At 71.3% G+C, this 11,398-nt stretch carries 10 protein-coding genes; 4 read left to right on the forward strand and 6 right to left on the reverse strand.

The annotated features are described in order from the left end of the window. Positions 1-41: 41 nt before the first annotated feature. Together ACY34I_RS00325 and ACY34I_RS00330 are read right to left on the reverse strand one after the other, a co-directional pair. A complete protein-coding gene (locus tag ACY34I_RS00325; RefSeq protein WP_462751268.1) occupies positions 42-836 on the reverse strand; it encodes an SCO2525 family SAM-dependent methyltransferase in 795 nt (264 codons plus the stop codon). 182 nt (positions 837-1,018) lie between these two features. Then, positions 1,019-2,659 (reverse strand): RecQ family ATP-dependent DNA helicase, encoded by a 1,641-nt coding sequence (locus ACY34I_RS00330; RefSeq protein WP_462751270.1) that lies wholly within the window; start codon positions 2,657-2,659, stop codon positions 1,019-1,021. Between the two features lie 161 nt (positions 2,660-2,820). Here ACY34I_RS00330 and ACY34I_RS00335 point away from each other — a divergent pair, with 161 nt between their 5' ends. Together ACY34I_RS00335 and ACY34I_RS00340 are read left to right on the forward strand one after the other, a co-directional pair. After that, a complete protein-coding gene (locus ACY34I_RS00335) occupies positions 2,821-4,113 on the forward strand; it encodes an exo-beta-N-acetylmuramidase NamZ family protein (RefSeq protein ID WP_462751272.1) in 1,293 nt (430 codons plus the stop codon). Between the two features lie 332 nt (positions 4,114-4,445). Continuing rightward, positions 4,446-5,543 (forward strand): L-dopachrome tautomerase-related protein, encoded by a 1,098-nt coding sequence (locus tag ACY34I_RS00340; RefSeq protein ID WP_462751274.1) that lies wholly within the window; start codon positions 4,446-4,448, stop codon positions 5,541-5,543. A gap of 69 nt (positions 5,544-5,612) precedes the next feature. Here the strand turns inward: ACY34I_RS00340 and ACY34I_RS00345 are convergent, their stop codons facing one another. Then, entirely contained in the window at positions 5,613-7,250 is a 1,638-nt protein-coding gene (locus ACY34I_RS00345; protein ID WP_462751276.1) for a carboxylesterase/lipase family protein, read from the reverse strand. A gap of 165 nt (positions 7,251-7,415) precedes the next feature. Between ACY34I_RS00345 and ACY34I_RS00350 the strand changes: the two genes are divergently transcribed. Then, a complete protein-coding gene (locus ACY34I_RS00350) occupies positions 7,416-8,192 on the forward strand; it encodes an aminoglycoside adenylyltransferase domain-containing protein (protein ID WP_462751278.1) in 777 nt (258 codons plus the stop codon). Between the two features lie 117 nt (positions 8,193-8,309). Next, entirely contained in the window at positions 8,310-9,488 is a 1,179-nt protein-coding gene (locus ACY34I_RS00355) for a hypothetical protein (RefSeq protein ID WP_462751280.1), read from the forward strand. A 121-nt stretch (positions 9,489-9,609) separates the two neighbouring features. Here the strand turns inward: ACY34I_RS00355 and ACY34I_RS00360 are convergent, their stop codons facing one another. From ACY34I_RS00360 to ACY34I_RS00370, 3 genes are all read right to left on the reverse strand, one after another. Continuing rightward, complete coding sequence (locus ACY34I_RS00360) at positions 9,610-9,984, reverse strand: VOC family protein (protein ID WP_462751282.1); 375 nt, start codon at positions 9,982-9,984, stop codon at positions 9,610-9,612. A 228-nt stretch (positions 9,985-10,212) separates the two neighbouring features. Then, on the reverse strand, positions 10,213-10,755 hold the full coding sequence (locus tag ACY34I_RS00365) for an OsmC family protein (RefSeq protein WP_462751284.1): 543 nt from the start codon (positions 10,753-10,755) through the stop codon (positions 10,213-10,215). Between the two features lie 14 nt (positions 10,756-10,769). Then, on the reverse strand, positions 10,770-11,396 hold the full coding sequence (locus ACY34I_RS00370) for a VOC family protein (RefSeq protein WP_462751286.1): 627 nt from the start codon (positions 11,394-11,396) through the stop codon (positions 10,770-10,772). Positions 11,397-11,398: the final 2 nt, after the last annotated feature.

Below are 11,398 nucleotides of genomic sequence, written 5' to 3' on the forward strand. Positions count from 1 at the left end.
CACGCAACATCTGGCGGGCCCCGTCGCCCTAGCTTTGATGGCTAGGCACGGGTACGGCCGGTGGCCAGCAGCATGCTCAGGTACCCGTCCCGCAGCGGCGGCGTGGGCCGCACCTCGTGGAGGTCCATGTCGTCGGCGCCGGCCGCGATGCTCGCCACCACGTCGGCGCGCTGCAGTGCCACGGCGGGGAACCAGCGCTGGCCGACGTGGTAGCCGCGGGAACCGAGCATGAACGCCACGGCAAAGGGCGCCCCGGGCCGCAGGGCGCCGAAAAACCGGCCGATGGCGTGCTGGGACTCCGCCGGGTCGGCCGAGATCGAGCAGGCCACGAAGAACATGGTGCCCGCATCCCAGGCATGCTTCGGCAGGTCGAAGACGCTGGTCTGGCGTACCCGGCCCACCTGCGCCAGCCGGATCCGCGGATCGGCCAGCGCCGCGTACGTCGGGTGCTCCGCGCACACCCGCCAGTACGGGTCCCAGAGCTCGTCGTAGTGGTCGATCTGCGTGCGCAGCCAGCTGACGTTCGGCGTCGACCATTCGCACAGGTCCATGCTGTGCGCGAACGGCAGGAGCGACAGCGCCGGGTAGAGATTCGCCCCCGACCCCACGTCGACGCAGCGCACGTCGGACAGTTCCGCGTCGGCGAAGAAGTCTCTGGTACGGCCGAGAATTTCCCGGTCGTCGTCACGCAGTGCCGAGTAGTTGTGCCGGACGTACGCCTGGGGATCGAAGCTGTCCCACTCGACCTGAGAGTTTGCCGGCCTGTCGGACCGGGTCGGTGGTGGTGGGGTCGACGACGCGCCGCAGCCGCTGCCAGCTGCCGGCGTCAACGCCATGGATGGCCCTCCATCGGTGTCGGCGGATCACTCTGGTCGTCGCTCCGGCGCGCTCAGCCCACTGCCCATTGTGTATCGAAGGTGGTACTAACTGGCAAGTGGACGGACGTCATCAACCGCCGGCAATATTGTCGGCCAAGCGACCGTTCCCGCCCGCCAGCGGCGTGGACGGCTCGTTCCCCTCAGCGGCGGCTCGCCTCGAGCGCCAGCAGGCCCTGGGTCTGCACGACGGCAACCGACAGGGTCTTGTAGCCGACGTCGTCGAAGAGCACGGTCATCCGGTCGTTCTCGTAGCCGAGGACCACGCCTGGTCCCCACTTGGCGTGCCGCACCGTGCTGTGCAGCGGGTACGGGCCGTCGTCCGGGATCACCTCGGACGTGCCGCCGTCGCAGTTGTCGCAGTGCCCGCAGGGCAGGCTCAACTGCTCGCCGAAGTAGCCCAGCAACGACTGCATCCGACAGCCGGCGCTCTCCGCGAAGCGGCGCATCATGTCGGTGCGGGACCGCTGCCCAGCCTGGTAGCGGGCGTACTCGGCCAGCGCCTGCCGCGCCGCCTCATCAGGCAGGGGCGCATACCGAGCGACAGTCAGCTCTCCCCTGGGTCCGGTTGCCACCGCGCCGACCTGCTCCAACAGACTGAGGTGGCTGGCCACCTTCCGCGGGCCCAGGCCGGTCTCCTTGGCCAGCGCGGTGCGCGTCAGTGGGCCCCGGTGCAGGGCGGCCGCGACCGCGCGCAACTCTCCCAGGTCGGGCGCGCCGCCGGTGAAGAAGCGTTGCAGGGCGACGTCCTCGGGCCGGTGGAGCAGCAGCGCCCGGGCCGGCATCCCGTCCCGCCCTGCCCGGCCGATCTCCTGCAGGTAGCTGTCGGGTGAGTCGGGCAGCGCCACGTGTGCCACCCAGCGGATGTTGGGCTTGTCGATGCCCATGCCGAACGCCGACGTGGCGACCATGATCGAGACCCGGTCGGCGAGGAAGTCCTCGTGGCGGCGGTGCCGCACCCCCGCCGCCATGCCCCCGTGGTACGCCTCGGCGGGGAAACCGACGTCGGACAGCCGTTCGGCGAGTTCCTCGGCGGCACGCCGGGTCGGCACGTACACGATGCCAGGCCGGTCGGCCTCCTTGAGGAAGCCGAGCAGCTTGCGCCAGCGGTGGTCCTCGCTGGGACAGTGCGTGGCGGCCACGAAGAGGTTCGGCCGGTCCAACCCGCCCAGAACCAGTCGCGGCTTGCGCATGCCGAGCCGCGCGGTGATGTCGTCGCGCACCGGGGGCGACGCGGTGGCGGTCAACGCCACCACCGGTGGTCGCCCCAACTCTCGGATGAGGTGGCCGATGGTCAGGTAGTCGGGGCGGAAGTCGTGCCCCCACGACGAGATGCAGTGCGCCTCGTCCACCGCCACCAGCGCCGGACGCAGCGCGCGGACCTCGGCCAGCCGCTCCGGCGAGCTGAGCTGCTCCGGTGTGATGAACAGGAACGTCGCGGCACCCGAGCGCAGCTCGGCCAGCGCGGCGGCCTGCTTGCGCGGGCTCTCCGCGGAGCTGATCCGAACCGCGCGCAACGCCGGATCGCCGCGCTCGTTGAGGTTGCCGATCTGGTCCTGCTGCAGCGCCAGCAGCGGTGAGATCACCACCGTGGGACCGCGCAGCAGCGTGGCCGGAACCTGGTACACGGCCGACTTTCCGCCGCCGGTGGGCAGGACGACGAGCGCGTCACGGCCGGCCAGCAGCGCCCGCATCGCGCGTAGTTGCGCCGGGCGCAGCTGCTGCCAGCCGAAGTGCCTGCGGGCGGCGCGGCGTAGCCGCAGGGAGCGAAACATGAACATCATTGCCCGGCATGTTAGGTCGTCCAGCCACCTCCGCCGGTGTCAGGTGCACACCCGCCGACGCCGAGGCAGGCCAGCGCGGCGGAGGCTCGTAGGTATCCTTCCTTGACTGACCACCGGGCTGTAGCTAAGTTTCGATGAACTCAGCTGCTTGGAGGCACGCGATGGAGCGCAGGACCTTCCTCACCGGAGCCGGGGCGGTCGCCGGGGGCACCCTCGCCGGCACCCTGGCCAGCTCCCCCGGCAGCGCCGACCCGGGGATTCGCCGGATCGAGACCGGCCTGGACGTCCTGGTGCGCTCCGGCTTCGCGGAGCTGCGCGGGCAGCGGGTGGCAGTGATCTCCAACCCGACCGGCGTCGACTCCGCCTACCGGCACCTGGTCGACCTGATGCACGCCTCGGGCCAGGTCGACGTGGTCGCCGCGTTCGGCCCCGAGCACGGATTCCGCGGCTCGGCCCAGGCCGGCGGCAGCGAGGGCACCGGCACCGACGCGCGGACCGGCATCACGGTCTATGACGCGTACGGCGCCTCGCAGGCCAAGTGGGAGACGATGTTCACCCAGTCCGGGATGGACACGGTGGTGTTCGACATCCAGGACGTGGGCGCGCGCTTCTACACCTACATCTGGACGATGTACACGTCGATGCTCGCCGCGGCTCGGGTCGGCAAGCGGTACGTCGTGCTCGACCGGCCCAACCCGATCGGCGGCCGGGCGTACGGCCCGATGATGACCGCCGGCTACACCTCCGGTGTCGGGCTGAAGGAGATCGTTCAACAGCACGGCATGACCGTCGGTGAACTGGCTCGCTTCTTCAACGCCGAGTTCCTGCCCGCCGAGGTGGGAGGGCCGGTCGAGCTGCAGGTGGTGCAGTGCCGGCACTGGAAGCGGGACCTGGTGGCGGCCGACACCGACCTGCCCTGGGTCATGCCCAGCCCCAACATGCCCACCACCGACACGGCGCTCGTCTACCCCGGCACCTGCCTCTTCGAAGGCGTCGCGTCGATCACCGAAGGCCGGGGCACCTGCCGTCCGTTCGAGCTGATCGGCGGGCTCGCCACCGACTTCGACTACCACTGGGGTGATCGCCTCAACGCCCGTGACCTGCCGGGAGTGCAGTTCCGGGAGGCGTACTTCTCGCCGACCGCGGCCGGCCAGAAGCCGGCGCTGCTCAACAAGCTCTGCGCCGGCGTTGAGGTGAAGGTCGTGGACCGGAGCGCCTACGACCCGATCCGCACCGGGGTGGCGCTGCTGGTGGAGGCACGCAAGTATCCGGCGTTCGCCTGGCGGCAGGACGCGTGGGACGCGCAGCGGCCGTACTGGATCGACAAGCTCACCGGGTCGCCCCGGCTGCGCACGATGATCGACGCGGGCGCCGACGTGGACGACGTGGTCGGCGCCTGGGCCGACGAACTGGCCGCCTTCGACCGCCAGCGCCGGCCCTACCTGCTCTACTGATCGAGCCGGTCCTTCGGTGGCGCCCGATCGGCGAGTCGTGGGCGCAGAAGGACGAGTTCGGTTGTTCGCCAGGGGTCGGCGAGGTTGTCGCTGGCGGCCGCCATACGTACAGGTGGCCGAGCCTCACCCGGACCCGCGCCTCGGGCGAAATCCGAAACGCCCGCGAGAGCCGCACAAAGCCCCTTAATGTTCAGCCGGTCGACAAACGCACGGTGACCGCCGGCACCGGGGATGAGGGCTCAGCCGATCGCCGCTGACGGCTCGCGAGCGATGATCAGGAGGCGGAGCATGGGACCGACGCATCATCCAACGGCCCGGCCGGGTGACGCGGCATGACGCTGCCGGGTGACGAGCCGCTCGGTGAGCTGGAGCTGGTGCACTCCTTCACCGGACCCATGCCCACCGGGGTCAGCGTCTCGCACACCGGCCGCATCTTCGTCAACTTCCCGAAGTGGGGCGACGAGGTGCCGGCCACCCTGGTGGAGCTGCGCGACGGCCAGGAGGTGCCCTTCCCCGACCAGGCGTGGAACAACCCGTCGGGCAACGACGACGCGAACGCGTTCGTGTCGGTGCAGAGCATCGTCGTGGACCCGGCCGACCGGCTCTGGGTGCTCGACACCGGCAGCCCCATGTTCCAGCCCACCAGCCCCGGCGGGCCCAAGCTGGTCCGGATCGACCTGAACACCGACACGGTCGCGCAGGTGATCACCTTCCCGACCGACGTGGCACTGCCCTCGACCTACCTCAACGACGTCCGTTTTGACCTGCGCCGCGGCGACGCCGGCGTCGCCTACATCACCGACTCCTCCGACTCCGGCCCCAACGGGATCATCGTCGTCGACCTCGCCAGCGGCGCCTCCTGGCGGCGCCTGCACGACCACCCGACCACCAAGGCCGAACCGCTGCACATCTTCCGGCCCGTGGTGGAGGGACGGCCGTTCCTGGAGCAGCCCGCCGACGGGGCCGCCAAGCCGGTCGCCATGGGCTCCGACGGCATCGCCATCTCCGCCGACGGCTCCCGCCTGCACTACTGCCCGCTCGCCTCCCGCCGCTGGTACAGCGTGGCCACCGACGCCCTGACCGACCGATCCCGCACCGACGCCGACGTCGCCGCGGCCGTGGTGGACGAGGGCGACAAGGGCGGCGGCGCCGACGGCCTGGAGACCGACGACGCCGGGCGGTTGTACCTGACCTCGTACGAGCACAACGCGGTGCTGCGCCGCCGGCCGGACGGCGAGTTCGAGACCGTGGCGCACGACCCGCGGCTGCTCTGGCCCGACACGATGTCCGTGGCCACCGACCGCCACCTGTACGTCACCGCGAACCAGCTGCACCGGCAGGCGAAATACCAGCGCGGACAGGACCTGCGGCGCAAGCCGTACGCCCTGTTCCGCATCCCGATCGACGCCGGACCGGTGCTGCTGCGCTGAGCCGCCGCAGCGCGGCGCCGTCGCGCTGGTGGCGCGGGGCCGGCACGATCGGCGCCGACCCCGCAATCATCAGCCGTCCAGCGACTGCCAGAAGTCGTAGTGGTGGGCGGCCTTGGCGTCGAGGGGCCGGACGACCTCCGGGGTCAGGGACAGCACGTGCCGCCCGTCATACCGAGCCCAGCTCGGTGCGCCGGGAGCCGTCGGGTCGCCGGTGTACGCGAACCGCGTCCAGTAGGCGATCATCTGCTCGCCCAGCGCCTGCTGGGCGTCGGACAGCGGCTCGGCGTAGCCGACGGTGAACAGGTACGGCAGTTCCGCGGTGTGGAAGGCGCCGAGCGGAAAGCTGGGCGGGTTCGCCCCGACGAAGAACGGTGCCTGCCCGTCGCCGAACTCATACACGTACGTCGGGGTGTGGCGGGCCAACGCGGCAGCGGTGTCCAGGGTGGATCGGACCCAGACGGCGTCGGTGAGCGCGGCGCCCAGCGCCTCGCTCGGCGACGGGTACCTGCCGCTCGGATAGCGGGCCGCGACCATTTCCGCGTCGCGGTGCCACTCCTGGCGGAGCTGGTCGAGGTACTGCGCGTCGGTCAGCGGGCACTCCTGTGGCCGGCCCGGCAGCGTCGGCACACCGGGACCGCAGTTCGCCCCGGACACCTCCAGGCCCCACACGCGCAGCCGCTCCTCGTCCCGGTTGTAGCCGTGGATCACCGGCACCCGGTGGAACCGGCCCGTGGCCAGCGCCTCGGCCGGGTCGATCGGCAGAACCGGGCCACCCAGCACGGGTCCGAGGTCGGGCAGCGACGCCGTTGCCGTCAGCAGGTCGTCGACCGGCTTCGCCCGCAGGCACGCCGCCGCAGTGGCCGCGTCCGGGCAGCCGAGCGACTGTGCCAGAGCCAGCCCTTCCTGCTGCGCCACCGCCCGCGGTCGCGGCGCCGACGTGGTGGCCGGGGTCCACCCCGCGGTGCACGGACCGCTCTGCATGATCACCTTGTCGAACAGTCCCGCCGACGCCGGTGAGGCCAGATGCGCGCAGCTGCTGAAGCTGCCCGCGGACTGCCCGAACAGCGTCACGTTACGCGGGTCGCCACCGAAAGCCGCGGCGTTGCGGCGTACCCAGCGAAGCGCGGCCTGCTGGTCCTCCAGGCCGAAGTTGCCCGACCTGGCCGCACCGGCGTCGAAGGCCGGATGGGCGAGGAAGCCGAGGGCGCCGAGCCGGTAGTTGACGGTCACGACCAGGACATCCCCGCGGGTCACCAGACTCATCGGGGAGTAGATGTCGCCGGCGCCGTAGGTCAGGCTGCCGCCGTGCAACCACACCATCACCGGCCGCGGGCGGGCGCCACCGCCGCGCGGTGTGGTCACGTTCAGGAACAGGCAGTCCTCCGCGGTGCTCGGCCGGCCCATCGGTACGCCGGCGGGCTGGGCGCAGGCGTTGCCCGGCTGCGTGGCGTCGCGGACCTCCGTCCACGGCGTGGGCGGCTGCGGTGAGAGCCAGCGCAGGTCGCCGACCGGAGCCGCCGCGTACGGAATCCCCTGGAAGGACCGGTACCCGCTGGTGACCACGCCCCTGATCGGGCCGCTGTCTGTCACGACCACGGCGGAGGAGCCGCTGCCCGTCGTGGGGTCCGCGGTCGAGGGCGGCGCGAGCGCGACGGCAGCGACGGCCAGGGCGCTGAGGGCGGTGACCGCGATCAGGGCGCCGCGCACCAGCCGCGATGACCGACGTCGCACCCGAGCCGGTTCAGGCAAGTGGATCATGTTCGTCATACCGTCGATCCAACGCGGCGCCGCCCGGCTGGTCAGGAGTGTCAGCACCTCAGCATTGGTGGTGCCAGCACCACCGACCCGTGCGGCACCGCTACGGTCACGTGTGTGATCGAGGAGCTGACGCGGAGCTACCTTCAGGCGGTCGACCGGGCACTGCCCGGCTACGTCCGGGGCCTCTACGTCGTCGGCTCCGCCGCGCTCGGTGCCTGGCAGGCCGGTGCCAGTGACGTCGACGTGGTGATCATGACCTCCCGGCCGGCCAGCGGCGCCGACCTCACCCAGCTCGCGGCCATCCACGCCGACCTGCCCCGGTCACCCCATTTCGACGGCGTCTACCTGGAGCCCGCGTTGGCACAGTCCTGGCCGGCCGACCGGCGCGCCGTGCCGTTCGTTGTCAACGGCGAGTTCACCACCGGCAAACCCTGCGGTGAACTCACGCCGGTGCTGTGGCTGACCCTGCAGCGGTACGGCATCCCGGTTCGCGGCCCGGCCGTCGCCGAGTTGCGCGTACGAGTCGACCCGGAGCAGCTGCGCCGCTACAACCTCGACAACCTGCGTGAGTACTGGCAGTCGCTCGTCGCGACGTTCCCGGCGAAGCTGGCCGGGGTAGGCCCTGACGCGGTCGTGGACGCCGGAATCGTCGCCTGGTTCGCGCTCGGACCCGCACGGCTGCACTACACCCTCGCCCACGGCGACATCATCTCGAAGGCCGCGGCGGGCGACTACCTCGCGCGACTGCTTCCCGAATACGCCGATCTCGCGCACCGAGCCGTCCGCTGGCGCGCGGGCGAAGCGGAACGGTTCACCGCCGCAGACCTCGTCACCGCCGGCGACAGTGTCAACGCGGTGGCGGACGACGCGTGGCGCCGCTTCGGCGATTGACCCCTGCCACGCCCGGTGGCGGATAGCTCACAGTACGTCGGGGCCGCCGCAGCCGCGTCCGCGGCACTCTCCACAATGGGTCGTCGACATCCGCACCGGAAGAGGAGTACGACGTCCATGCGATCAGCACTCGCGGCGAGGACCCCCCGATGGCGCTACCTCACCGCCGCGCTCGCGGCCGCGACAGCTGTCGTGACGGCGGCTGCACCTGCCCATGCCGACTCTCCCAGGTACGTGTCGGCGGCCTCGGTGGAGGCGCTGCACGGCGACCTGTCCACGGTCAGCCCCGCGGTGCGCAGCACCTACCCGGACGACCCGTTGCAAGCCGCCGACTACCTCAAACCGATGGGCCCGCTCGGCCACTACGGGCTGGTCGGCCCCTGGGGACCACTCGGAGTCGCCGGCCCCGTCGGCAACACCGTCTGGAACCCGTCCACGTGGATCACCGGCACGTGCTGGGACGACTGGGCCAGCATGCTCGGCTGGTACCACGGTCCGATGAGCGACTGGGGACCGCTCGGCCCCACCGGCCCGCTCTCCCCGCACGCATACGCTGAGACGCTGCCCGCCCTCGGCGACTTCAGCAAGCAACTCCAGGCCGGGGGTGTCTGGGGTGTGCTGGGGCCTGTCGGACCGCTGGGCCCGCTCGGCCCGTTGGGCCCACTCGGCCCGACCGGCGCGCACGGGTTCCGCCGGACCTCCGACGGAGCGTACGTCGACAGCGGCGGGGACGTACGCCGCGCCGTGGATGTGCCGTACGGCTCCGCCACCCGCCGCTACGAGCTGTACGAGCTCTACCGCGACGAGTACGCCCGGGCCCTCGGGTACGGCAACGACACCTCGTTCATGGTCGAGCGGAGCTACCTGGCGCCGGGCGGGAGCGTCGAGTACCGGTTCACCTCCACCAGCACCCAGTGGGTCACCGTCAACATCGTGCCGATGTGGATGCGCTACGACCTCGCGACGCTGTCCGGCTACGTGACCACCGCGGCAGGCAACCAGCTGAACTACCCGACCGGCGCGGCCCGTGGCAGCGCCCTGGTCGACGACTTCGACCTCGAGTTGACCGACGACACCGGGCGGGTGCTCGCCACGTCCGATTCCGTCGAACTGGCCGACACGATCCAGGTCCAGGTCGCCGCCGGCACCCGGCTCACGCTGCGCGTCACCTACTACCAGCGCGGCTCGTACGTCGGCTACCACGACGGCTACCGACTGCTCGTCACCGGCTCCACGCCCTACCTCACCGGTACCGACATCACCGGAGCCCACCAGCGCCCCGTCGGGACGGTGTGACCCACCGTGAGGTTTCCTGTTTCGTCGCCGATTGCCTCGCCGGGAGGTTTCCCTTGGGGTCTTACATCAGCTCCGCAGGCGTTCTACCTCTCCGCCAGCCCGGCGGCGAGGATGGTTTCAGCTAGCTGTCGCGCTCGGCCTCGCCCCGTTCGATGCAGAACTCGTTGCCCTCGGGATCGAGCAGAGTGACCCAGCCGCGCCCGTCGGCGGTACGGTGGTCCTCGTAGATCTTCGCACCGAGGGCGACGATGCGCTCCACCTCGTCGTCGCGGGTCCGCTCGGTCGGCATCCAGTCGAAGTGAATCCGATTTTTCGCCGTCTTGCCCTCGGGCACCCGGATGAACAGGAGGCCGGGTACGGGTGAGGGCGCCTCGATGAGGACCTCGGCGTCGCCCGGCTCGTCCAGATCCGACACCGGCCACCCGGTGACCTCGCTCCAGAACGTCGCGAGCGCATACGGCTCTGCACAGTCGACGGTCACGTGGCGAAGGATCATGGCGTCAACCATAGCTGGGCGGGGTATCGCAGGGGCCGGCCGCTGCCCGCCCTCGGCTTTCCAGCCGATTCCGGCGTGCCGCCCGACATCCTGATTCCAGGCCGCCCTGCCCGGGGATGAGTTGACGACGAGGGACGTGCCCGGCCCCGGTTCCCCAGGGCCGGGCCCGGACGTCTGACCGGTCCGGCTCTCCCCCGCCGTGCTGAGCTTCGTGAGTTCTGCCCTGGCTCAGGCGGCGCTGAGTTCCTCGGCGGCCGGGCTCACCCGCACCACCGAGCCGTGGATCTCCTGTGGGTTACGGAGCAGGTTGAGGATCGGGCACACCCGTTGCACCTCGGCGTGCAGCCGGGCCAGGTCCTCGTCGGAGGCGGGCGAGCTGACCTGCACCTGGTAGCGGAAGTTGTACGGATGGACGGGCACGTCGACGTTGTCGGGCGCCTGGCCGCGTGGGTCGTACTCCGCCTGCACGTCGACGGCGAGCGAGTCGAGCGGGATCGCCAACTCGGCCGCCTTGATGAGGAAGATGTGCGTGACGCAGCTGCCGAGCACGCCGGCCTGCAGTTCCGGAGAGCCGGGGCCGAGGTCGTAGCCGGCGAGGTCCGGGCGGCTGTCGCTGATGATCTGGAACTCGCGGATCCGGATGCGTCGTACGCCGCTGCGTCCTTCGGCGGTGACTCGCGCACGCAGCGGGACGGGACCGCCGTTCGCGGATTCGCGCCGGGCGGTCAAGGCCGCCCGCTTCTGGGACAGGTACTCGCGCAGGTTGCTCATGGTCTGCTTCCTTGTCAGCGCAGTGTCACGGGGCCGCGCGGCGTGTCCAGCACCGCCTGCAGCCCGGTGTCGGGCCCGGCGGTCACCTTGAGGGTGACGCCGAGGGCGGTGAGGTCACGCTGGGCGGCCGGTGGGTCCGGATGGGTGGCGGTAAACGAGGTGAGCCGCAGCTGCGGCAGGGCGGCCCGCGCGGGGTGCTCGGTGCCGGTCCAGTCGATCAGGAACGGCACCAGTCCTTCCGCGGCCGGGGCCGCCCGTCGGGTGAGCCGCCAGGACAGCAGCACCCCGTCGGGCCGGCGGCGGGACAGTGGCTGGATCTCGCCGGGGTCGTATCCGTGTTCGCGGGCGGCGGTGACGGTCTTGTCGAGGTCTTCCGGGTGCACCGCCCAGGTCACCAGGCGCGGCTCGGTCAGCCGGTCCAGGCCGAAGGATCGGGGCGGTTCGGCGGTGTCCGCGTCCGGGTCCGGGCCGATGATCTCGAGGTACGAGGTCGGTCCGAACCCGACGAGGTAGTTGGCGGTGCCGCTGGGGTGCCGGCCGCCGGGTATCGGGGCGATCCCGGTGCGTGCCGTGAACTGGGCGACGCCGGCGGCGAGGTCGGGCACGGCGTAGACGAGATGGTCGAGCAGGGGTTCGGTCATGT

It is taken from the genome of Micromonospora sp. RTBAU3-60, from assembly GCF_054963695.1.